This is a genomic window from Brevibacterium sp. 1718 (genome assembly GCF_051131255.1).
GTDB lineage: Bacteria > Actinomycetota > Actinomycetes > Actinomycetales > Brevibacteriaceae > Brevibacterium > Brevibacterium sediminis.
Map to the genome: position 1 here is coordinate 2,563,751 of NZ_CP186550.1, position 23,098 is coordinate 2,586,848.

A 23,098-nucleotide genomic window follows, 5' to 3' on the forward strand; every position below is an offset into this window, starting at 1 on the left:
CCGGATCGTTCACCGTCGAATGCCCCGGCATCCCGCTGAGGGTATTGCTATGCAAAGCCGTTGCCCGGACAAACGGATCCTCTCCGCTTGCCCGGGCACTGACCTGAGATCGCTGTCTGGTTGCTCAGCCCCTCACACGCTGCGAGCCGAACCCGCGAACTCGCGCAGGCGGGTGACCTCAGCCTTCGCGTTGGCGATCTGCGCCTCGACAGCCGAGCGAGCCGTACCGCCCTTGGCGTTGCGCGAATCGATCGACCCCAGCGTCGTGAGCACCTCACGAACCGCCGGAGTGAGGTGCGGCGAAATCCCCGCGAAGTCCTCGTCGGAGAGATCCCACAGCTCGACGTCCCGCGACTCGGCCAGCTGCACGCATGCTCCGGAAAGCTCATGAGCCACACGGAACGGCACACCTTCACGCACGAGCCATTCGGCGATGTCCGTGGCCAGGGCGAATCCGCGCGGAGCCAGGTACGCCATCCGCTCGGTGTCGAACTTCAGCGTCGCCACCATCCCGGTGAACGCCGGCAGCAGCAGCTCGAGCGTATCGGTGGCGTCGAAGACCGGCTCCTTGTCCTCCTGCAGATCCCGGTTGTACGCCAACGGCAGCGCCTTGAGCGTCGACAGCAGACCGGTGAGATCACCGATGAGACGCCCGGACTTGCCACGAGTCAGCTCGGCGACGTCGGGGTTCTTCTTCTGCGGCATGATCGACGACCCCGTCGAGTACGCATCATGCAGGGTGACGAACGAGAACTCCTTCGTTGCCCACGCGATGACCTCCTCGGACAGACGCGAGAGGTCGATGCCGATCATCGTCGTGATGAACAGGTACTCGGCGAAGACATCGCGCGACGCAGTGCCGTCGATGGAGTTCTCCACCGAATCGTTGAACCCGAGGTCCGCGGCCACGGCCTGCGGATCGAGCCCCAGCGACGAACCAGCCAAAGCACCCGAACCGTAGGCAGACACTCCCGCCCGCGCATCGAAATCGACGAAGCGGGCGACATCGCGCAGCAGCGGCCATGCATGTGCGAGCAGATGGTGAGCCAGCAGCACCGGCTGAGCGTGCTGGAGGTGCGTGCGTCCGGGCATCGGCGCCTCGGGGTGCTCTTCGGCCTGAGCAATGAGCATCTCGACGGTGTCGAGCACGAGGCCGGCGACCTCACGGGCATGGTCACGCAGGTACATCCGCCCCATCGTCGCGATCTGGTCGTTGCGGGACCGTCCGGCACGCAGCTTCCCGCCGAGTTCGGGGCCGGCGATCTCGATGAGTCCGCGCTCCAGCGACGAGTGCACATCCTCGTCGGATTCGGCGGCGACGTATTCGCCGGCCTCGACGCGGCGCAGCAGTTCGTCGAGTGCTGAATGCATCCCCGACAGCTCGTCATCGGTGAGCAGTCCCGCGTGGTGGAGGACCTTCGCGTGGGCCTTGGATCCCGCGATGTCGTACTTCGCCAGGCGCCAGTCGAAGTCCGTGGACTTGCTCAGCGCGGCCAGCGCATCGGCCGGACCGTCGGAGAATCGTCCGCCCCACAGGCTCAGTCGTTCGCTCACAGATCGTCCTTTCCCACCAGCACGGATGCGCCGGCCCGTTCATTGAAATGATGAAACTCAGTTGTCATTGTTCCAGTTTTCCTTCGCCGAGGCGGCCGTCCGTCCCGTGGGATTCCCACCGAGGCGGCGCGCCCAATTCCAGGGCCCGCCGACAGAGGCTCACCCCTCGGCCAATCCGCCCGCCGCGTATTCGAGGAAAGTCTCGGCCAGGGCCGCTCCCCCGACCGCGGCATCGGCGATGACGAGCACCGTGTCGTCGCCGGCGAGTGTGCCGAAGATCCCGACCATCGACGACCGGTCGATCGCCGACGCCAGATACTGTGCAGCTCCAGGCGGGGTGCGCAGCACGACCGTGTTGTCCTGGGAGACCGCGGAGACGAGCAGCTCCTCGAGGATCCGCGGGAGCTTCGCGTCGAGGGACTCCCCCGTCGACTGCTGCAGGGACCGGTCCCCGCCCTCACCGGGAACGGCGTACACGGATCCCGCGGTGGACCGGATCTTCACGGCCCCCACCTCGGCGAGGTCGCGCGACAGGGTCGCCTGGGTGACGGTGATGCCCTGCGTCGCGAGCGCCTCGGCGAGTTCGATCTGGGACCGCACGGACTGGCGTGTGATGAGATCGATGATCTTCTGCTGTCGGGCGGTCTTCGTCAGCGGTGCACTGTTATTCATCTCGGCCATCATCGCTCCAGGAGGAAGGTCATGAGCGCTTTCTGCGCGTGGAGGCGGTTCTCGGCTTCGTCGAAGACCACCGAGGCGGGGCCGTCGATGACTTCGGCCGTGACCTCCTTGCCGCGGTAGGCGGGCAGGCAGTGGAGGAAGATCGCGTCGTTGCCAAGGTTCATGAGTTCCTGGTTGACCTGGAACTTCGTGAACGGAGAGGCCTCGTCGTCACGTCCGGCGGAGTCCTGCCCCATGGACACCCAGGTGTCGGTGACGAGGACGTCGGCACCGGTGGTGGCGGCCACGGGGTCGTCGGTGACGGTGAGCGATCCGCCGGTCTGAGCGGCGAGGGCTTCGGCTTCGGCGACGATCGCGGCGGCAGGCTGGAAGCCTTCGGGGGCGGCGATGCGCACGTGCATTCCGGCGTTGACTCCGCCGAGGGCATAGGAGTTGGCCATATTGTTCGCCCCGTCGCCGTAGTACGTCATGGTCTGGCCCTTGACGTCGCCGCGGTGTTCGCGGATGGTGAGCAGGTCGGCCAGGATCTGGCAGGGGTGGAAGTCATCGGACAGGGAGTTGATGACGGGCACGGAGGAGTGCTCGGCCATCTCTTCGAGGCCAGACTGGGCGTAGGTGCGCCAGATGATCGTCGAGACCATCCGGGACATCACCTGGGCGGTGTCGGCGATGGATTCCTTGTGCCCGAGCTGTGCCTCACCGGGGTTGATGATGAGGGGCTGCCCGCCGAGCGCGGCGATGCCGGCAGCGAACGAGACCCGAGTGCGTGTCGAGGTCTTGTCGAAGATGACGGCGGCGGTCTGCGGGCCGGCCAGCGGGGTCCGCGAGTAGGGGGCGGCCTTGAGTTCGACGGCGAGGTCGAGGACCTCGGCCTGCTCGGCCGGACTGAGGTCTGTGTCCTTGAGGAAGTGGCGTGTCATAACGTGTCCTTCGAAAGTCTGGGTGGGTGATGCCGGCGCCGAGGTGGCCCGCCGTTCCGTGCGAACCCTGGCTTGCGATCAGCGCTGGGCTCCCGGGGGCGGCTCAGCCGGTGATGAGTCCGGGCAGGGCGTCGATGAACGGAGTGAGCTCGTCGGTGGTGATGGTCAGCGGCGGGGCCAGCCGCAGGCGGCCGGGGGCGACGGGATTGATGATGAACCCGGCGTCGAGTGCGCGGGCCGCGACGGCCTTCGAATCCGGGATCTCGCCTGCGGCACTCGGCAGCAGTTCGATGCCGATGAGCAGGCCCTGACCGGTGATCTCGCCGATGCCGTCGATGGCCGTAAGTCGCGGTGTCAGCCAGTCACTGACGTCGAGAGCATGGTCGAACAGCCCGTCCTTCTCGATCGTCTCGAGCACGGCGAGTCCGGCCGCGCAGGCGATCGGGTTGCCGCCGAAGGTTGTGCCGTGCTGACCGGCTTCGAGCAGTTTCGTGTTCGCATCGCCGACGGTGATGGTGGCACCGATCGGCATGCCGCCGCCGAGTCCCTTCGCCGACGTGATGATGTCGGGGGTGATGCCCTCGCCGATCGACCAGTCCTGGTGGGCGAACCAGTATCCGGTGCGCCCGATGCCTGACTGCACCTCATCGAGGACGAGTAGTGCGCCGGCTTTCGTCGTGAGTTCGCGGGCGGCCTTGAGGTAGCCCTGTGGATGGGTGCGCACACCGACCTCGCCCTGGATGGGTTCGATGAATACGGCGGCGGTGTTGTCGTTGATCGCGGCGGCCAGTGCCTCGACGTCGCCGTAGGGGACGTGGACGACTCCAGGGACGCCCGGTGCGAAGGGTTCGCGGTAGGCTTCCTTCGCCGTCAGGGCCAGTGATCCCATGGTGCGGCCGTGGAAGGCACCCTCGACGGCGATGATGAAGGGGCGTCCCCCTCCCCCGGCGCGGCGGGCCATTTTGAAGGCCGCCTCGTTGGCTTCGGTGCCGGAGTTCGAGAAGAACACGGCGGACCCGGACGGCAGGTTGAGGATCTCATGGATTTTGTTCGCCAGGGCGATCTGGGGCGGCGATGTGAAGAAGTTCGAGATGTGTCCGAGCGTCGACGCCTGTTCGGTGATGGCCTTGACCCAGGCCGGGTGGCAGTGGCCGAGTGCGTTGACGGCGATGCCCGCGAGTAGGTCGAGGTATTTCTTGCCCGAGGCGTCCCACACGTACGAGCCTTCACCGCGGACGAGGTCGAGCTGGGGTGAGCCGAAGACCGGGGAGAGGACGCGGGAGAAGTCATCGCGCCAGGTCTGTGCCTGATCCGTTGCGGCTTGCTGGTGCGTGGCTTCACTCATTGTCGTCCTCCTGCGTTCCTTTGTGCCCGTCGCCCAGTGGTGCGGGTTCGACGATGGTGTCTTCGACCATGGTGCCGATGCCCTCCGAGGTGAATACCTCGAGGAGGAGGGAATGCGCCATCCGGCCGTCGATGATGTGGGCCTGCTTGACCCCGTGCTCGATCGCCTCGAGCGCGGCGGTCATCTTCGGTATCATCCCCGAGTCGAGCGACGGCAGGAGTTCGCGCAGCTTGTCCGGGTCGATGCGGGAGATGAGCGAGGACGTGTCCGGCCAGTTCGCGTAGAGGCCGGGCACATCGGTGAGCATGATGAGTTTGTGTGCCTTGAGTGCTTTCGCCACCGCCGAGGCGGCCAGGTCCGCATTGATGTTGAGCGGCTTCCCGGCCTCTCCCCCGATCTCCGAGGCGATCGAGCAGATGACGGGCACCCGTCCGGCATCGAGGAGCTCGGTGAGCACGGTCGTGTTGACCTGGGCGATCTCGCCCACCCGGCCGAGGTCGATGACTTCGCCGTCCACCTCGGCGGTGGTTTTGTGCGCCAGCAAGAGGTCCGCGTCTTCACCGGACAGGCCGATCGCGGCGTCACCGTTCTGGTTGATCCGGGACACGATGTCGCGGTTGACCTGGCCGGACAGGACCATGCGGATGACTTCGGCGGCTTCCTCGGTGGTCACGCGCTGTCCGGCCTTGAACTCGGACTCAATGCCCAAGCGTTTCAGCATGGCCGAGATCTGGGGGCCGCCGCCGTGGACGACGACGGGGCGGATGCCGGCGAAGCGGAGGAACGCGATGTCATCGGCGAAGGACTGCTGCAGCTCCGGGGAGACCATGGCGTTGCCGCCGTATTTGATGACGATCGTGGCACCGGCGAAGGTCTTGATCCAGGGCAGCGCCTCGGTCAGCGCTTCGGCCTTGACCTGGGCGGCGGCGAGCCGGGCGGCCGTGGATTTCGTGGACATGTCTACGGGGGTGTTCATGAGGAGTAGGCGCTGTTCTCTTCGACGTAGTCGTGGGTGAGGTCCGAGGTCCACACGGTGGCGGTGTCGTCACCGGCGTGGAGGTCGATAGACACATCAACTGTGCGGTCGAATGTCACGTTCGCGGGGTCTTCATCGGGGCCCGACGCCGTGCACACCTGGACGCCGTTGATGGCGACGTCGATCTGTGTGGGATCGAAATCCGCCGAGGTGGTTCCCACCTGAGCGACGACGCGGCCCCAGTTCGGGTCCTCCCCGAAGATCGCGGCCTTGAACAGGGCCGACCGTGCCACGGAGCGGGAGACTTCGACGGCGTCACTCTCGCTGGCGGCGCCGCGGGTGGTGATCGCGATGTCGTGGTGAGCACCTTCGGCATCGACGTGGAGTTGGTGCATGAGGTCGAGGCAGAGTTCGCGCAGCAGAGTGGTGAACTCGTCGGCGTCGACATTCGCGTCGTGGGCGCCGGAGGACATGAGGATGACGGTGTCGTTCGTCGACATGCAGCCGTCGGTGTCGAGGCGGTCGAACGACTGGCTCGTCGAGGCCCGCAACGCCTGGTCGAGAGTCGCTTGGTCGAGTTTCGCGTCGGTCGTGATGACGACGAGCATGGTCGCCAGCCCCGGTGCGAGCATTCCCGCGCCCTTAGCCATGCCGCCGATAGTGAATCCGCTGGAGCCCGTGCGGCTGGCGGTCTTCGCGACGGTATCAGTGGTCATGATCGCTTCGGCAGCGGACTGTCCGGCTTCGACGCTCGTGTCGGCGGCGGCGACGAGCGGGGCGAGGTTGTTCACGATGGAGTCGCGGAAGTCCTGGCCGCCGACGCCGATAAGGCCGGTCGAGCAGACAAGGACGTCCTCAGACACTGTTTCGGTGCCGGATTCTGTGAGGAGTACGGCGGTGGTCTGCGCGGTCAGCGTTGTCGTCTCGTAGCCGAAGTCGCCGGTATAGCAGTTCGCTCCCCCGGAGTTGAGGACGACTGCGCGTGCCTGCCCATTGGCCGAGGCTTTCTGGGACCACAGGACGGGGTTGGCCTTGCACCGGTTGGAGGTGTAGACGGCGGCGACAGCGGTGTCGGGACCATTGTTGATGACCAGGGAGAGGTCTTTGGTGCCGGAGGGTTTGAGGCCGACGGTGAGTCCGGCGGCGGTGAAGCCGAGTGGGGCGGTGACGCTCATGGGGCGACTCCTTCGAGGGGAAGGGCGGTGGTCTCGTCGAGACCGAGGGCCAGGTGGATGGATTGGATGGCTTGTCCGGCCGTGCCGCGGACGAGGTTGTCGAGTGCCACGACGACGAGGATCTTCTCGGCTCGTTCGTCGACGGTGAACTGGAGCTGTGCGACGTTCGATCCGGTGGTTGCCGCGGTCTGTGGCCACTGTCCGTCAGGCAGGACGCGGACGAAGGGTTCGTCGGCGTAGGCCTGGTTGAAGGCGGCGGCCAGCTGATCCTTGAGCGCGGCGGCATCGAGGAGACCTTCTGCGGTGCGCGGTGCCGCTTCGCCCGCGTCGGCGGTGATGGTCGCGAGGATTCCGCGAGCCATGGGCACGAGCGTCGGGGTGAAGGAGATCCGGGTGGGGCCGTCGGCGGCATCGGCGCCGAGGACTCCGTTGAGGTTCTGTTCGATCTCGGGCACGTGCCGGTGGGTGCCGCCGGTACCGTACGGCGAGGCGTTGCCGAGAATCTCGGCGGCGGTGAGGTGCGGTTTGAGCGCTTTGCCGGCGCCGGAGACTCCGTTGGCGAGGACCGCGTTGAGTCCGGCGGGTGCGGCGAGTCCTGCCTGGATGAGCGGTGCGAGTCCGAGGCTCACTGCGGTGACGTTGCAGCCGGGCACGGCGATCCGGTTCGCGGACTTCAGCGTCTCGCGCAGTTTGGTGCCGTCGGCGGTGAGGAGTTCGGGCAGACCGTAGGTCCAGGTGCCCTGGTGTGCGGAGCCGTAGAACTTCTCCCACGCGGCGGCGCTGATGAGCCGGTGGTCGGCGGCGAGGTCGACGATGAGGGTGTCGGGGCTCGTCTGTTCGAGTTCGGCGGCGATCTGTCCGGACTGACCGTGCGGGAGTGCGAGGATGACGACATTGTGGCCAGCGAGTACCTCGGCGGTGGACTCCTGGACCACGAGGTCAGAGAATCGGGGAAGATGGGGTTGATGTCGGCCGAGCTTCTCACCCGCGGTGGAATGTCCGCACACCGTGGTGACTTTCAAGTGGGGGTGAATGCTCAGCAGCCGGAGGACCTCTCCCCCGGCGTATCCGGTGGCACCGGAGACGGCAACCGTAAGATCGTTCATATGTATAACCATACCAGGCAATTAATTTATATGCAGGAGGCGTCATGACCCAGGCAGTTCGTGCAATGCAGGCCGGTGGACCCGAGGTCCTCGAGTTCGGTGAGATCGAGACTCCGAAGCCGGGCCCTGGTGAGGTACTCGTCAACGTCGAGGCCGCGGGCGTGAACTTCATCGACACGTACCGTCGTTCGGGTGTGTATCCGATGGAGTACCCGCACATCGTCGGGTCGGAGGGCACGGGTCACATCGCCGAGGTGGGCGAGGGCATTGAGAGCTGGTCCGTCGGTGACCGTGTTGCCTGGCACGAAGGACCGGGATCGTATGCGACGCAGGTCGTCGTGAAGGAAAGCGTCCTTCTGCGTGTGCCCGAAGGCGTTTCCACCGAGGTGGCTGCGGCGATGCCGCTGCAGGGCCTGACGGCGCAGTACCTGGCGACGAGCTCGCACGAGATCAAACCGGGGCAGACAGCCCTCGTCCATGCCGGAGCCGGTGGAGTCGGCCTGCTGCTGACTCAGATCATCAAGCACTTGGGCGGCAATGTCATCTCGACGGTAAGCACGGATGAGAAGGCTGAGCTGGCACGGAAGGCCGGCGCCGATGACGTATTCCTCTACGGTGAGGGCGTCGACATCACGGCGAAAGTCAAGGAACTCACAGACGGTGAGGGCGTCGATGTTGCCTATGACGGAGTCGGCAAGGACACGTTCGATGCGTCGTTGGCGTCGATCAAGCCGTTGGGTTCGATGGTGCTCTTTGGCGGGGCGTCGGGTCAGGTGCCACCGTTCGACATTCAGCGTCTGAACTCCTCGGGCGGAATCTTCCTGTCCCGTCCGTCGCTGGCATGGTTCGTCCGATCCTCGGAGGAGCTGGCGAAGCGTTCAGCGATGCTCTTCAACGGCATCGAGCACGGCTGGCTCAACTTCCGCGTCGGAGCGACGTTCGCATTGGCCGATGCGGCTGATGCACATCGGGCGCTCGAAGGACGGGAGACCACGGGCAAGGTTGTGCTAACTGCCTGATTGAGCGACAGCAGTTTGGGCCCGGAGTTCCTCCCTATGTTCATGAACTCCGGGCCCAACTCCCGTGATGTTGACGTCGGGTAGCACGTTTCCCGCTCTCCATTCGTTGAACACTTCAGCACTTCAGTTGTGCTTTGCACCGCCCCGTCGTCGAACGTCGCTGATATCTTGAAGTCATGTACGAAGATTCTGTTCGCGACGCAGTCCGACAGTTCATGGAAGAACGCGATTGGCAGCAGTTCCACACACCTGAGAATCTCGCGAAAAGCGTCTCCATCGAAGCCGCAGAACTGCTCGAATGTTTCCAATGGGGAGATTCTGACCTCGAATCCGCGAAGGACGAGCTGGCAGATGTCTTGACCTATTGCATGTTGCTCGCAGACAAGCTGGGTCTGGATCCCGACACAATCGTCATGGAGAAACTCCAGAAAACTCGAGAGAAGTATCCCGTGGACAAGGCGCGTGGGCGGAGCGTGAAATATGACCAGCTTTAAGATTGAGCGATTCCCGTTCGACTCAGATCAGGTCAAGGCGTGGGGAGCTATCGACCCACGGCATCGAAACTGGCCCGTTGTCTATGTGATGAATAATCAGCAAGAGGTATACATTGGCGAGTCCCTCAATGTCGAGGGACGGATGCGACAGCACTTGGACTCCGACACAAAGCAACGACTCCGGTCCGTGAGAGTCGTGCTCGATGACACATTCAATAAATCGACATGCCTGGACCTGGAGTCATTCCTCATCCGCATGTTCCACGGCGACGCGAGTCGACAAGTGCTCAACCTCAATGCCGGCATCACCGATGCCGAATACTACGACCGCGAAACCTACAACAAGACGTTCCACCAGATCTTCGAGGAACTTCGGACGAAGGAACAGCTTTTTCAACGCACGATCCCGCAGATCATCAACAGTGATCTGTTCAAGCTTTCCCCTTTTAAAGCCCTCAACCATGATCAGGCCATCGCTGTCGATGACATTCTCGAGGGCTTCTTTGACGACTTAGGGAGCGGCGTCGATAACACCGTCGTTGTCGAGGGCAGTCCAGGAACGGGCAAGACGGTGGTTGCGATCTATCTGCTCAAGCTGCTGGAGGATATCAGGCGGCACGATTCAGAAGAGCCACTCGACATTGATTCCATCTTCAGTGACTATTTCACTCCTGAACATGCGGAGCTGCTTAAGTTTCTCAAGTTCGCAATTGTCGTCCCTCAACAATCGCTGCGAGATTCAATCGCCAAAGTGTTCAAGCTGACTCCCGGACTGAGCAAGGGCATGGTGCTTACGCCATTCCAAGTCGGCGAAAGTACTGAACAGTTTGACCTTCTCGTCGTCGATGAAGCTCACCGTCTTAATCAGAGAGCAAACCAGGCGTCTGGCCCTCTCAACAAGAAATTCATTGAGATCAACGAAAAGCTCTTCGGTTGGGACGATCCACAGAAGACCCAGCTGGATTGGATTCAGAAGCAAAGTCACCATTCGATCCTCATGCTCGATGTCGGTCAAACCGTTCGACCAGCGGATCTGCCAACAACAACAACTAGGGAACTCGCTTCACAAGCCAGAGAAGCTGGCCGGCTATACCCTCTTCAGACCCAGATGCGGATCTCGACTGACAAAGATTACGTCGGCTACGTCCGCAAGCTGCTGAGTGACCATCCACCAGCATCAAGTGAAGACTTCGGCGACTACGACCTTCGGATGTTCACTGACCTCGGCGAAATGAGGCGAGCGCTTCAGAAACGCGAAGATGAGCACGGGCTGTCTCGATTGGTAGCCGGCTATGCATGGCCATGGAAGAGCAATAATGACAAAACCGTATACGACATCGAGCTTGATGGTCAGCAGATGCGCTGGAACACAACCACGACGGATTGGATCAACTCTCCAAAATCGGTCGACGAGGTCGGATCGATCCACACCGTTCAGGGCTACGACCTCAACTATGTCGGCGTCATCATCGGAAACGACCTCCGATACGACCCCGTCGCAGGCAAACTCTTCTTCGATCGCACGAACTATCACGATAAGAAGGGCCGCGAGAACAACCCAAAGCTAGGGATCACATACTCGGACGCGGATCTCCTCGAATATGTGAAAAATATCTACAGAGTGCTGCTCACACGAGGAATTAGAGGCACATACGTTTTCGTCTGCGATCCTGAACTGCGAAAACGTCTCCAAAAATTCCTCTAACGCGCCGGCCGACGCGAGACCGTGCTGCGGATGGGATGTGAGACGGTTCAGTTTTGAGACATAGAACGACTAGCAACTGGGCGGCCCAGGCTCTGCATCAGTCACGGTCGATGGCAGAATCGGATGCATGATGGAACTGATAGTGGGTCTCCTTGGTGCGTTGATCGGCGGCGGTGCCTCTGTGACCACCGTCATCATGACGAACCGCAAAGCCGCCGGGATGAAACAGGATGACTACCGTCGCGAGGAGCTCGATCGCATATCGGATGCTATCGCCGCTGCCAGGAAGTCAATCACCCGCATAAACACCGAAATCAATCGGCTTCATGAGATCGGGCGGAGAGCTCGTGCAGGCGAAGAAAAATCCGGGCTCGTTGAGAGGATCTCAACTCAGAGCATCAATCAAGACCGAATCGACGCCGAAGTGGCACTCGTCAAAATTGCTCATCTCGTGCCGCACCCGGAGATCAGACGAGCGGCTGGTTCTACGAATGCTGCCATCAGTCATGCACTTCATGGAATGTCTGAACTGATGGGAGACCCTTGTTCTGACGATTTACATTCCAATGCGGTCGAGATGGTGATCAGTGCTTCGAATGGTTGCAATCGACTTCAGGCCGAGGCGATCAATATCTACTACCCGAAGAGCAAGTAGCGCCCCGCCGTGACTCGTCTACTTCCTTGCCTGTTGTCGGTGGTGTGGGAAGTAGCAAGGGACAAAATCTAGTCGCACCTTCGTCGATGCTTAAAGCTGAACTTCTGTTCCACGACCCAGGCGATCTCACCATCGTTCATGATTGATATTCCCCTTGAAACATCGTCCGTCGTTCCTGGTGGAGGAGCATCCATGGTGGATTCGGGGGTTCTATGTTCGGGCTTCAGGATCGAATGATGACCAACCTGCCCAATCAGGTACTCGCCATTGTCGTTTCGGAGGGGGCCAATGACGGCGTTGTTCTTGATGGCGTCCTTCTCCAGTGGAATGACGGGCCGCCCGTTCCGGCTAAGGTAGAAGTCAACGTCGACGGCGTGCATGAACCTTGGCAGAGCTATGAGACCACCTTTACGCCCAGACTTGAGCTTCGCAGGAGGCACCGCCGAAGGGCAGTGATCTCGATCGAACATGTCCCATGGAAATCTAAATCGAAGAACATGCAGGACATCCTTGAACCTTTCGACACCAGTGAATTTGCACGGGAAAAACCCTGGCGATGCTTCAAACGGGACCTCGGTTTCGGGAGCACTATTTGAGTCGCGGAACATCATCACCGGGCCACTCGAGTGTCGATCGTCCTTGCCATGAAGGCTGAACTTATGCGACATTAACTTGCCGTCCTTCTGCGTGATGTAGAAACTCGTCCTGTCGGCATGTACTTTCCAGGTATAGCTGTACATCCCGGTGCCTCGATCTCCGACAAGAAACTCAATCGCTTTCGGAGGATTGCGAAGGTTATCGCTCTTCATTAGCAATGGCATCCCAGCATCCTATCCCGAGAAACTAGAGCCCGCGTGGGTCCGACGACTTAGTATAAAAACGCCTTCGACCGTCCTTGCCTGCGTTCGAACGAATACCGTTCAGCCAGAAGCTGTCTGACCCTCTTCACAGCGTCAGGCGCATAACTGTACGCCACGTCTAAGTCGACAGGCCCCTCGAACACGAGGATGTGCTTCTCGGGCGGCAGATAAATGCGCCTGGACAACGTTTCGCCCGCAGCCGCGGCGTGCACAGTCTTCTCCAAAACAACGATCAACCGACCACGGCCGGACAGGTCGTGACGGTGCCAGGAGTCATACATGTTCAGGTGAGCATAGTGCCAGCTTGAAGCTACCGGATTCGAGTAGGCACCTGGCGATGTAGTGGGTTAAGTTACGGAAACCGGGACTTATGTACACGCAGAATGGTCGCAATGCGGCACTAGGGTCGTGCATCTGCACGTAGACAACGGTAAACCGTCATTCCTCCACCCGTTCCACCTTCCCAACAAGGAACACATACGACAACACACCGACGATGGTGACAGCAGCCATGTAGACGAAGGCCGGAGCAAAGTCGATGTCGGTCACGAGGAATCCGATGACGATTGGGGTCGCGATCGACGAGAGGTTGCCGATGAAGTTGAACATGCCTCCCGTCAGGCCCAGGAGCCGTTCCGGTGCCAACGCAGACACAAGCGACCATGTGATCGAAGCGAAACCGTTGCCGAAGAACGCGATCGACATGAACACGATGACCAGAGCCGACGAGTCCGTGTAGTTGGCGCCGAGCATGAACACTGTCATCGCCAGGCCGATGACGATCGGCAGCTTCCGAGCTGTACCCAGCGACAGTCCCTTCTTCACCATGAGATCGGAGACCCACCCCGAAAGCAGCACACCGACGAGCGCGGCGATGAACGGCAGTGACGCCATGAAGCCCGACTCGATGTAGTCCATTCCGCGGTAGTCGACGAGGTAGGTCGGGAACCAGGTGAGGAAGAACCATAGCGTCGAGGTTAGGCAGAACTGGCCGAGGTAGATTCCCCAAAGCTTCCGGCGGGTGAGCACGACCTTGACGTCGGACCACTTAAGCTTCGGCTTGGCCTCCTTCTTCACACCCGTCTCGACATCGACCAATCCCCCGCCCGAAGCGATGAGATCGATCTCGGCCTGGTTGGCTCCCGACTTATCGCGCGGCTCGCGGTAGACGAACCACCAGATCGCGGCCCAGATGATGCCCACAACACCGGTGAGGATGAACACCCAGTGCCAAGTGAGCACCGTCTGCAGCCACGACAGCACAGGGGTGAGCAGCGCCAAACCGATGAACTGACCCGACGTGTAGAAGGCGATGACTCGTCCGCGTTCGCGTTCGGGGAACCACGCGGTGGCGACCTTGTTGTTGATGGGATAGGCGGGCGCTTCGAAGCCGCCGACCATGAGCCTGAGGATGATGAGGGCGACGAAGCCGCCAGACATTCCCATGAACAGTGTGGCCAAAGACCACAGCACCAGGCACGAGGCGTAAAGCACGCGTGGACGCACGCGGTCGACGAGCCACCCGCCCGGCAGCTGCATTGCCGCGTAGGTCCAGCCGAACGCAGAGAGGAGCAGTCCCTGCTGTCCTGTGGTGAGGTCGAACTCCTGGGACAAAGCCGGCATCGCGATGGACAGGTTGGCCCGGTCCATGTAGTTGATGACGACCGTGATGAAGAGCAGAATCGCGATGATGTAGCGGATCCGTGTGGGACGAGTGGTGACTGCAGTGTCGAGTTTCGTCATGACGTCGGGTTTCCGGTTTCTGTTGGGCCGCTGGTCACACGTATCGGAGCCCGCAGCAGGAGCAGGTAGGCGATTCCCGCAATTACTGCGACGACGGCGCCCAGGAGGAAGGGAACGAGGTATGAGTCTGTGGTCGTCACCAAGACTCCGGTGAGCCAAGGCGAGAGTGAACCAGCGAAGTAGCCGCCGAAGTTCTGGATAGATCCCAGTGAGGCGACGCGACTACCAGTCACCACATCAGCAGGGATTGACCACCCCACGGCGCTCAGTGCTCCGCAGAAGAACAGTGCAAGGCTCATCGCCGACAGTTGGAGAACAAAGTGGCCGGTAGTGACTCCGACAAGGACTGAGCATACGGCGAGCGCGCCGCCATAGATTGCAGCGATCTGTCGTTTGCAAACCAGAGGAGCTAACTGGTCTCGCACCCGCGAATACTTCGTGGTGAACCAGCCACCGAGGATACCGCCGATGCCTCCGACCGCGAATGGAATCGCCGTGTACCACCCAAGTGCGGCATCGGCCACAGAGTGGATGTCGTTGAGCATCAGTGGCAGAAAGGTCACGAAGATGTTCAGTGTCCACACGACGGCGACGAATCCCAGCACCATTGCCCAGGTTTGGGGCTGGGTGAAGAGCTTCAACCACGGGATATGGCCGGTTGGGGCGTTGTCGTCTTCCTCTCGGGCGCGGATGTGCTCGAGTTCAGCCTCCGAGACTCTGCGATCGTGTTCCGGAGAACGGTAGAAGGCCCAGAATCCTATTGCCACGATGACACCGAGCACGCCGAGGATGACGAACATTGCTCGCCAACCGAAGCCCATAATGAGGAAGGTGAGGATCGGCGGAGCGACGGCGGGTCCCCATTTGCTTCCCGAGTCGTAGACGCCGACTGCAGCTCCGCGCTCTCGGGGTGGGAACCACTCGGCGACTATCTTCGCTGAAGTAGGCGATACCGGGGCTTCGAAGACTCCGAGCAGGACTCGCGACACCATAAAATGCCACATGTGGTGGCCAAAAGCCATCAGCGCAGTGGCGATCGACCAGAACCCCAACGCCATGACGTATACCGGCTTCGCACCGAGACGATCGGTCAGCCATCCACCTGGCAGCTGAAAAAACGCGTATGTCAGTGAGAACGCAGTACCCAACAGCCCGATGTCCGCGGCGGTCAGACCGAGTTCGTCGATCATGTGCGGGGCTGCGATCGACAGTGACGATCGATCCATGTAGTTGATCATCATCGCTGCGAGCAGCCATCCGAGAATCCACCACCGGGCTCGTCCTGGCGAGGCTACGCGTCGCGACACTGTAGTTTCAATCTTTGAGCTCATCGTTGAACACCCCTCTCTCCTACCGATACCGTCGTGTCACCACTCCGCGAAGGAGCCGTCGGTGTGCCGCCAGATCGGGTTGCGCCACCGGTGTCCTTCAGCGGATCGTTCGATGACGTACTCTTCGTTGACCTCGATGCCGAGACCTAGTCCAGAGGGGATGTCGATCATGCCCTCGTCGTAGTTGAACACCGATGGGTCGGTGACGTAGTCAAGCAGGTCGTTGCTCGTGTTGTAGTGGATTCCCAGGCTCTGTTCTTGAATGAAGGCGTTGTAGCTGCCGGCATCGACCTGCAGGCAGGAGGCGAGTGCGATCGGCCCCAGCGGGCAGTGCAGTGCGAGTGCCACATCGTAGGCTTCGGCCATCATCGAAATCTTCCGCGTCTCTGTGATGCCGCCGGCGTGGGAGACATCCGGCTGGATGATGTCGACGGCACCGGAGGCGATCACCTCACGGAAGTCCCACCGAGAGAAGAGCCTCTCCCCCAGCGCGATCGGCGTTGGTGTGTTCGCCATGACGTCGCGGAGTGAACCGAAGTGTTCGGAGAGCACCGGTTCTTCGATGAAGAGCAGCCGGTAGGGTTCGAGTTCCTTGATAAGGACCTTAGCCATCGGCTTGTGCACTCGACCGTGGAAGTCGACACCGATGCCGAAGTCCTCACCGGTGGCTTCCCGGATCGCCTGGACGTTCTCGATGACCTGGTCGACCTTGGTGTACGAGTCGATGAACTGCAGCTCCTCGGTGGCGTTCATCTTCACGGCGGTGAATCCGCGGTTCTTCGTCTCGAGTGCGGCTGCGGCGGTGTCGCCTGGACGGTCTCCGCCGATCCACGAATACGTGCGGATCCGATCCCGGACCTTCCCGCCGAGGAGCTGATGCACAGGTTGGCCAAGCGCCTTGCCCTTGATGTCCCACAGTGCCTGATCGATTCCGGAGATCGCACTCATGAGGATGGGACCACCGCGGTAGAAGCCACCGCGGTACATGATCGTCCACAGGTCTTCGATGTTCGCAGGATCCTTGCCGATGAGCAGGTCGGAGAGCTCATCAACGGCGGCAGCAACGGTGGCTGCCTTGCCTTCGATGATGGGTTCGCCCCATCCCACGATCCCTTCATCGGTTTCGATCTTGAGGAACAGCCACCGAGGCGGCACTGTGTACGTCGTCATCGACGTGATCTTCATTGGTCTGGCCTTTCGTTTGGATGTTGTCGTTGATGGAGCGGTGTTCAGTTTGTGTGCACCCACGCCGAGGCGATCGCCTCGGCCCGCACGCGTACATCATCGGGGCGGTCGCCTCGGCGATAGAGCGAGGACCCCAGGCCCAGGCCCGCGGCTCCGGCGCCCCGCCATTCGGCGGCGTTGTCGACTCCTACTCCCCCGACGGGAAAGAGTTCGGTGCCGGTAGGCAACACCTCACTCCAGGCCTTCATCCCGCTGATCCCCACCGCCGAGGAGGGGAAGAGTTTGACCTTGGTGGCACCGGCCTTGATGGCTGCGAACGCTTCGGTCGGTGTCGCGGCTCCCGGGTAGGGGGTGAGGCCCATCCCGAGCGCGGTCTGGATGACTTCGGTGTCGGTGTCGGGTGCGACGATGATGCGGGCACCGGCTCGCTTGCAGTCGCGGACCTGGTCGGCGGTGAGCACCGTGCCGGCACCGATCTCCAGGTCGTTGCCGAACCGTTCGACCAATGCGGCGATCGAGTCGAGCGGGTCGGGTGAGTTGAGCGGAACCTCGATGGCGGAGAACCCGGCGGCGACGATGCCTTCGGCTATGTCGAGGACTTCGTCAGGGCGGACACCGCGGAGAATGGCGATGAGGCCGGAGGGAACAGTGTCAGACATGGGAATACTCCTTGGTCGGTACGAGGCCGGATTGTTCGGCGATGCGGAAGAGACCGGTGGCGGCCGCGCGCGGATTCGCGTTGATCGTCTCTCGGCCTGCTCGGTGCAGTGCGCGGGTGTAGCGTTTCGTCAGATCTGTGGTTCCGCAGACGATGACGGGGGCGCTCGACTCGGCGACCACGGTGAGCTGGTGGGCCACCTCGGCGCCGATGAGCATTCCCGAGAGGTAGTCGTTGATTTCTTCGGCGCGCAGGCGTCCGTTCAGGGCCCAGGTTCGGGCCGAGAAGATTGAGGACGTCAATGCGGCGGGGTTGTCGCCTCCGACGTTCAGTCCCCAATCGAAGGCCTTGGAGTGGAAGCCCGCGGTGGGTTCAGCGAGGCGGCTGAGGATTGATGACGTGCTGAGCAGGCCGAAGAGCTCTCCGCTCATCGAGGTGGTGAAGTCGGTGACTCGTTGTCGGTGGCAGCTCACCCATTTGGTATGGGTACCAGGGAGGATCACCGTGCTGGGTTCGTCCTCTTCTTCGCCGAGGAGGCCGAGCAGTTGGGTCTCTTCCCCGCGGATGACGTCGGGAGCGGTCGCCTCGGTCGGGGTTTTCTGCAGGCCGGGAACGATGTGGAGGTCACCCGTCGTCAGGTTGACCGTCGTCAGTTCCCCGCCCATGTCGCTGAGGTCGGTGGGCAGTTCGAGGTAGCCCGCCTCGGCGACACCCTGTGTTGAGCCGATCATTCCGCAGGCGAACATCGGCAGGGGGCCGTAGCTGGTGAGCCAATCACCGGCCGCGGTTTCAGCGATTCGGGAGAAGTCGCCTCGGAGGTCTGTGGTGTCGGAGCAGACGGCCATGATGCCGTCGGAACCATTGCGTTCTGCGAGGACCTGTCCGTCGCTGCCGATGAGGAAAGCTCTCAGCGAGCTCGTTCCCCAGTCGAGGCCGATCATCTGTGGGGCCTCGGGTGGTGCCAGATTTGCCATAAGAGCCACTATGGGCACGTGTTCCACCATGCGCCACCGGTGTCCCTATATGTGGGATAGGTGACATACTGGGGTGATGATCGAAGATTCTGGAACTGTTATCGGCGAAGCCATTCCGCAGGGCACTCAGACCCTGGCCAGAGGGCTGCAGATCGTCAGCGCCGTGGCTCATGGCTCGACGACGCTGAAGTCGATCGTTGATTCGACGGGTATCGGTCGGTCAAGTGCACACAGGATGATCCAGCTGTTGGTGCAGATGGGGTATCTGCGGCATGGGTCGCCGGGAGAGTTTCGGCTCGGGCCGACGCTGATCGAGTATGGTTTCACCGCGCTCAATCAGGATCCGCTGCCGGTCGTAGCCAGGGAGAGCCTAGAGGCGTTGGCTGAACGGACTCAGGACACGATCCATCTCTCGGTCGAGGATGGTGAGTCGGTGCTCTATCTCCATAAGATCCCAGGTACCCGTGGGGCCGAGATGCGCTCACGCATCGGCCATAGGATGCCGATGACACGCACCGGTGTCGGCAAGGCGCTGTTGCTGGGACAGGATGACCGGTGGGAGCGTTTGTTCGTTGCAGAGAACCCTGGTGCGGACTCCGCTGCGGTGGGTGCATTCGTCAAGCGGATGCAGGGCTACACCCGCGACGGAGCCTCACTCGATCTCGAGGAGAATGAGCCGGGGATCCGGTGTGTGGCTGCTCCGGTTCGGGACGGTAGCGGAGACATCGTCGCAGGAATTTCACTGTCGGCGACGCGTCCCTTCATGCCGAAGGATCGGATGCAGGCGTTGGTGCCGGTGATGAAGGCGGCCGCGCGGGAGATTTCGGTGAAGCTGGGGTACCGGCAGGGCTGAAAGGTAGCGAATCAGTTGGAGACGGCCGTGCTCACGGCCAAGGCAGGCGCAGACGGACCTTCTGGATAACAGCACTGGCGTCGAAGCGACGAAACCACGCAACGATGCAGACGAACACCAAGGTGACCGCGGGAACGACGATGAGGTCAGGGGTGACGATGGCGCTGAGGACCGTTGCTCCGATCATCAGCGGGATCTGGCAGACCGCGGCGAGCCCGGATAGACGGGGAATGAACAGCGCGACCGCGCCGAGGAGCTCCAGCCATCCCACAACAATCATACCGGGAATGCCGAGTCCGATGAGGTCGAATGGTGCGACGGAGATGGGGTTGCCCAGGGCTTTCGGGAGCGCCATGACGACAAAGGTGAGGGCGAGCAGCACTTGGATCACCCACAGAGCGATCGTCCCGATGACGGGGTGAGTGCGGGCGACAGGGCGAGAGTTGGCGGTGGGCGATGTTGTTGCGGTCATGTCGATTCCATTCGTCGTGGGCCCCCATGGTCCGGAGTGATTGATAGGCGACAGATGCACTCAATCAGCTCCGGCACAGAGGCGTGTCCGTGGTTGTCGTATCGACCGTAAACTGTGCCGTTAGGGCATACTCAAGGCCTATCTGTTGTGATTTGCGCCACAGTATGAAATCAACTGTCGACTGTCACCTCATGCCGTCTCCCCGAGCCTCCGGCATCGTTCCGTGCCCTCAGATCGGCGCTCCGGGCGGCACACTGGGCTGGCGATTGTCGGCATTGAGGATCAACTCGATGATGTGATCCCCCCGGCGCTTGAGCAACGGGCGAGCGCGTCCTGGATGGCCGGATCCTGGTGAGTGGCTAACCAGGCGAGCAGATCCGGATAGGCGTTCGGGTGAGCGGCGATGTCGGGGAGCAGGTCCGGTCTGGTGCCCGCGATCCTCTGCAGATCAGAGGGGGAGGCATCAGCTGAGCGAACAATGTCGAGGTCGGGGTCCTTCCCAGGACCGAGGCTCTTTCCCATACAACAGATGTTATCAGCGGAAATTGTCGGCAATTCGGGCTTTGTCGCACTTCTTCATCAGCGAAGACGAGACTTGCCGAGATATTCCTCCGGGTCGGAGCAGTGGTCTCCATTAGCAAGCCGCGGCGCACTGTTCAGCGCCGAAGAGGGAGGATTACAGCGGAACCTCATCCCTGGCGGCCGAAGCGGCGACTTCGTTCTTCAGACCATCACGAGGGACGACATCAACTGCTCGTCCGAGAAGCTCTTCTGCCAATGTGCCCATCCGCATCAGGTTGAACAAGCCCACTGATGGGTCCAAGTCGACCAGCAAATCGATGTCACTGTCGGTCCCGTCGTCGCCTCGGGCAACGCTGCCGAACACTGAGATATTACTGGCGCCGAGCTCGGCAAATGAGTCCGTGAGCTCTTTCGCGTGCCGCCTCACCGAGCGAAGCGTTGCTGGCTCAGGAACAGCCTTGAGGGTAAAGCCGACTGCACGGAGAAGTGCAATCAAAGCTGACACGCCAGGCTCACGCCGGCCTCGCTCGTAGTCGCTGATCACGCTCTGCGGAATGTCAGCGAGGCGAGACAGCGCGGTCTGCGTCAAGCCGGCCTCTTGGCGGGCTCGCCGAAGAATGTCAGCTGCTGTGCTCATACCGTCACACTATCGCTTATTCGCTATATCCGAAAGGGTTCGCCCCTTTCCCTACCCCCGGCATTGTCTTGCTACACCCCAACAAACTCGAGAATCGCCGGCAGCTCTCGCCGGGCCTGCGACAGTCCCATCCGATGGGCGGCAGCAAGCCGCGAGAGATCGCGAGTGCTGTTGTCGACCGGCATGCGGTCGGGGACGAAGACATGCGCCTTGCCCTCTTCTTCGAGGGCGAAGATGCGTTCTCGAGTTTCGTTGTAGCGCTTCCACCGTGTCAGCAGCGCATCAGCCAGTGCGGGGTACTTTCGGAAGATGCCTCTGTAGACGGCAGGGAATCGCTGCGGTGCCTTCTTGTACCCACGCTCCTGCGTGAGAACGATGACGAACTTCTCGAAGCCCTCTCGCTGCGCTTGGCTTAACGCGATCCCGCCGTCCTCCCCCATTGCACCGTCGAAGAAGACATGGCCGTCAAGACGCACCGGCGGCATGACGATCGGCATCGTCGATGACGCCTGCACGCGGATCATCAGCTCGTCGATATTCGGGGTGTCCTTCTTCGACCACACCGCCTCCTCGCCGGTTTCAGCATCGAACGCGATGACCCGCATGTCACCGGTGCTTGCCTCGTAGGTGTCCCAATCGAAAGGTAGTGCCTCGTCGGGGGCACCCGCTCGTTGGTAGATGTACTCGCCATGGAACATCCCTTTGCCCCGAGCGAAGTAGCGCCACCCGCCGAATTCCTCTTCCTTGGCGAACTCGACGAACGATCGACGCACTCGCCATTTGTCCTCGGAGAGGTAGTTCACTGCAGTGGACGCTCCGGCACTGATTCCAGCGACCCAGTCAAACGACAGGCCTTCGTTGAGCAAGACGACTGCCATGGCGCTGGTGAGCGAAGCCCGCATCCCACCGCCTTCGAAGATGAGTGCGGTATCGCTGATTCGCGTCGTTCCCGCCGACTGCTCCCCGTTCGTCATATCGATCATCTTAACGACTGGTAACCGACACCGATGCCGCCGCCTGCCCCTTCATCGATGTGAACGTTCCCAAGCCAGGGTGGCCAGAGCCGCCGCCTGATCGGGCAGGCAGGCATCATCGAAGAGCACCTCCGCGGAATGATTCGTCGCCGCGGTCTCCGGGTCGGCTCCTTCCGGGCTGACAAAGAAGAAGACGAACGCTCCCGGCACCTCTTCAAGGACATAGGAGAAGTCCTCGGATCCCATCACGGGATCCGGCGACTCAACCACACGGACGGGACCGAACGCCGAGGTGAGCGTCTCGAGGGCGAACTGCGCCTCGGCGGCGTCGTTGACCGTCACGGGGTACTGCTCATTCCACACCACCTCGGCGGTGCATCCGTGCGCAGCTGCCACGGAATCGGCCAGCCGGGTCGCGAGTTCGGGGAACCTCTTCGTCGACTCGGCCGACAGGGTCCGCACCGATGCACCGAGCGATGCGGTCGACGGGATGACGTTCACGGCCTCACCGGCACTGAGCTGCGTCACCTCGGCGACGATCGGGTCGAAGACGCTGAACGAGCCGGTGATCATCGAATAAAGGGCCTGCCCGAATTCGAGGACGGGCCGCACCGGGTCCACCGAGTCCTGCGGACGTGAACTGTGACCGCCCTTGCCGACCATCGTCACGTGCAGCGTATTGGCACCGGCCATGACCGTGCCCGGGCGGGTGACGAAGGTACCCGCCACACCGGGGGCGACGTGGATAGCGTAGGCGGCGTCGGGTTTCGCCCCGATGGTCTCGAACATGCCCTCATCGAGCATGATCTTCGCCCCGCCGAGGCCCTCCTCACCGGGCTGGAACATGAACGCGACCGTCCCGCGCAGCTCCGCCTGATGAGCGCTGAGAAGTCGGGCGGCTCCGACGAGCCCGGAAACGTGGAGGTCGTGTCCACACGCGTGCATGTTCCCGTTCGTCGACGCATAGTCCAGTCCGGTGGACTCGACGACGGGTAGGGCGTCCATATCACCGCGCAGAAGAATGGTCGGTCCCGGCTGGGCCCCGCGCAGCACTGCCACCACGGACGACAGGTCCGTGCCGAGGGTGATGTCGAGGGGCAGTCCGTCGAGGGCCTCGACGACCCTCTTCTGCGTGTAGGGCAGCGAGAGCCCGAGTTCTGGGTTGCGGTGGAGGTCGCGGCGCAGCGCGCTGAGGTCGTCGGCGAGGGCTGTAGCTTCGGCGGTGAAATCGATTGACTGTGTCATGGTGTCCTTCGGTT

Annotated in this window: 23 protein-coding genes; 5 read left to right on the top strand and 18 right to left on the bottom strand. The window is 61.9% G+C overall.

The features are described from left to right. Positions 1-132 precede the first annotated feature (132 nt). The 7 genes from argH to argC form a co-directional block, all read right to left on the bottom strand. Complete coding sequence (gene argH, locus ACOZ9V_RS11465) at positions 133-1,554, bottom strand: argininosuccinate lyase (protein ID WP_434590085.1); 1,422 nt, start codon at positions 1,552-1,554, stop codon at positions 133-135. Positions 1,555-1,713: 159 nt separating this feature from the next. After that, a complete protein-coding gene (locus tag ACOZ9V_RS11470) occupies positions 1,714-2,226 on the bottom strand; it encodes an arginine repressor (RefSeq protein ID WP_434590088.1) in 513 nt (170 codons plus the stop codon). 8 nt (positions 2,227-2,234) lie between these two features. Further along, the gene (gene argF, locus ACOZ9V_RS11475; protein WP_434590091.1) at positions 2,235-3,155 is read right to left on the bottom strand and encodes an ornithine carbamoyltransferase; all 921 of its coding nucleotides are present in this window, start codon (positions 3,153-3,155) and stop codon (positions 2,235-2,237) included. A 103-nt stretch (positions 3,156-3,258) separates the two neighbouring features. Beyond that, positions 3,259-4,500, bottom strand: coding sequence for an acetylornithine transaminase (locus tag ACOZ9V_RS11480; protein ID WP_434590094.1), 1,242 nt, complete (start codon positions 4,498-4,500; stop codon positions 3,259-3,261). Further along, positions 4,493-5,476, bottom strand: coding sequence for an acetylglutamate kinase (gene argB / locus ACOZ9V_RS11485; protein WP_434590097.1), 984 nt, complete (start codon positions 5,474-5,476; stop codon positions 4,493-4,495). The genes ACOZ9V_RS11480 and argB overlap by 8 nt, the downstream gene beginning before the upstream one ends. Continuing rightward, on the bottom strand, positions 5,473-6,651 hold the full coding sequence (argJ, locus tag ACOZ9V_RS11490) for a bifunctional glutamate N-acetyltransferase/amino-acid acetyltransferase ArgJ (RefSeq protein WP_434590100.1): 1,179 nt from the start codon (positions 6,649-6,651) through the stop codon (positions 5,473-5,475). The genes argB and argJ overlap by 4 nt, the downstream gene beginning before the upstream one ends. Then, entirely contained in the window at positions 6,648-7,757 is a 1,110-nt protein-coding gene (argC, locus tag ACOZ9V_RS11495; protein ID WP_434590103.1) for an N-acetyl-gamma-glutamyl-phosphate reductase, read from the bottom strand. The genes argJ and argC overlap by 4 nt, the downstream gene beginning before the upstream one ends. A 44-nt stretch (positions 7,758-7,801) precedes the next feature. Between argC and ACOZ9V_RS11500 the strand changes: the two genes are divergently transcribed. From ACOZ9V_RS11500 to ACOZ9V_RS11515, 4 genes are all read left to right on the top strand, one after another. Beyond that, the gene (locus tag ACOZ9V_RS11500) at positions 7,802-8,776 is read left to right on the top strand and encodes a quinone oxidoreductase family protein (protein WP_434590106.1); all 975 of its coding nucleotides are present in this window, start codon (positions 7,802-7,804) and stop codon (positions 8,774-8,776) included. 176 nt (positions 8,777-8,952) lie between these two features. Further along, on the top strand, positions 8,953-9,270 hold the full coding sequence (locus ACOZ9V_RS11505) for a nucleotide pyrophosphohydrolase (protein ID WP_101547376.1): 318 nt from the start codon (positions 8,953-8,955) through the stop codon (positions 9,268-9,270). Next, on the top strand, positions 9,257-10,975 hold the full coding sequence (locus ACOZ9V_RS11510; RefSeq protein WP_434590109.1) for a DNA/RNA helicase domain-containing protein: 1,719 nt from the start codon (positions 9,257-9,259) through the stop codon (positions 10,973-10,975). The genes ACOZ9V_RS11505 and ACOZ9V_RS11510 overlap by 14 nt, the downstream gene beginning before the upstream one ends. 127 nt (positions 10,976-11,102) lie before the next feature. Beyond that, the gene (locus tag ACOZ9V_RS11515) at positions 11,103-11,630 is read left to right on the top strand and encodes a hypothetical protein (RefSeq protein WP_434590112.1); all 528 of its coding nucleotides are present in this window, start codon (positions 11,103-11,105) and stop codon (positions 11,628-11,630) included. 68 nt (positions 11,631-11,698) lie between these two features. On the opposite strand, the gene ACOZ9V_RS11520 is transcribed toward ACOZ9V_RS11515, so the two are convergent. The 6 genes from ACOZ9V_RS11520 to ACOZ9V_RS11545 form a co-directional block, all read right to left on the bottom strand. Next, positions 11,699-12,451, bottom strand: coding sequence for a hypothetical protein (locus ACOZ9V_RS11520; protein WP_434590115.1), 753 nt, complete (start codon positions 12,449-12,451; stop codon positions 11,699-11,701). Between the two features lie 477 nt (positions 12,452-12,928). Continuing rightward, on the bottom strand, positions 12,929-14,233 hold the full coding sequence (locus tag ACOZ9V_RS11525) for an MFS transporter (RefSeq protein ID WP_434590118.1): 1,305 nt from the start codon (positions 14,231-14,233) through the stop codon (positions 12,929-12,931). Continuing rightward, positions 14,230-15,564, bottom strand: a complete 1,335-nt coding sequence (locus ACOZ9V_RS11530; RefSeq protein ID WP_434590121.1) for an MFS transporter — start codon at positions 15,562-15,564, stop codon at positions 14,230-14,232. Before ACOZ9V_RS11530 ends, ACOZ9V_RS11525 begins: the two co-directional genes overlap by 4 nt. A 36-nt stretch (positions 15,565-15,600) precedes the next feature. After that, the gene (gene dgoD / locus ACOZ9V_RS11535; protein ID WP_434590124.1) at positions 15,601-16,812 is read right to left on the bottom strand and encodes a galactonate dehydratase; all 1,212 of its coding nucleotides are present in this window, start codon (positions 16,810-16,812) and stop codon (positions 15,601-15,603) included. Beyond that, positions 16,794-17,408, bottom strand: a complete 615-nt coding sequence (locus ACOZ9V_RS11540; RefSeq protein WP_434590127.1) for a 2-dehydro-3-deoxy-6-phosphogalactonate aldolase — start codon at positions 17,406-17,408, stop codon at positions 16,794-16,796. Before ACOZ9V_RS11540 ends, dgoD begins: the two co-directional genes overlap by 19 nt. After that, positions 17,401-18,381, bottom strand: coding sequence for a 2-dehydro-3-deoxygalactonokinase (locus tag ACOZ9V_RS11545; RefSeq protein ID WP_434590130.1), 981 nt, complete (start codon positions 18,379-18,381; stop codon positions 17,401-17,403). Before ACOZ9V_RS11545 ends, ACOZ9V_RS11540 begins: the two co-directional genes overlap by 8 nt. Before the next feature lie 76 nt (positions 18,382-18,457). Between ACOZ9V_RS11545 and ACOZ9V_RS11550 the strand changes: the two genes are divergently transcribed. After that, the gene (locus tag ACOZ9V_RS11550; RefSeq protein ID WP_434595389.1) at positions 18,458-19,234 is read left to right on the top strand and encodes an IclR family transcriptional regulator; all 777 of its coding nucleotides are present in this window, start codon (positions 18,458-18,460) and stop codon (positions 19,232-19,234) included. A gap of 31 nt (positions 19,235-19,265) precedes the next feature. Here ACOZ9V_RS11550 and ACOZ9V_RS11555 read toward each other — a convergent pair whose 3' ends face one another. The 5 genes from ACOZ9V_RS11555 to ACOZ9V_RS11575 all read right to left on the bottom strand — a co-directional run bounded on the left by ACOZ9V_RS11555 (position 19,266) and on the right by ACOZ9V_RS11575 (position 23,084). Then, on the bottom strand, positions 19,266-19,706 hold the full coding sequence (locus ACOZ9V_RS11555) for a DoxX family protein (protein ID WP_434590133.1): 441 nt from the start codon (positions 19,704-19,706) through the stop codon (positions 19,266-19,268). A gap of 282 nt (positions 19,707-19,988) precedes the next feature. Then, entirely contained in the window at positions 19,989-20,228 is a 240-nt protein-coding gene (locus ACOZ9V_RS11560) for a hypothetical protein (protein WP_434590136.1), read from the bottom strand. A 154-nt stretch (positions 20,229-20,382) separates the two neighbouring features. Next, positions 20,383-20,865, bottom strand: coding sequence for a helix-turn-helix domain-containing protein (locus ACOZ9V_RS11565; protein WP_434590139.1), 483 nt, complete (start codon positions 20,863-20,865; stop codon positions 20,383-20,385). Positions 20,866-20,936: 71 nt separating this feature from the next. Further along, positions 20,937-21,839: a patatin-like phospholipase family protein gene (locus ACOZ9V_RS11570; RefSeq protein ID WP_434590142.1), complete on the bottom strand. Its 903-nt coding sequence runs from the start codon at positions 21,837-21,839 to the stop codon at positions 20,937-20,939. 51 nt (positions 21,840-21,890) lie between these two features. Then, positions 21,891-23,084 (bottom strand): M20 metallopeptidase family protein, encoded by a 1,194-nt coding sequence (locus tag ACOZ9V_RS11575; protein ID WP_434590145.1) that lies wholly within the window; start codon positions 23,082-23,084, stop codon positions 21,891-21,893. Positions 23,085-23,098 lie beyond the last annotated feature (14 nt).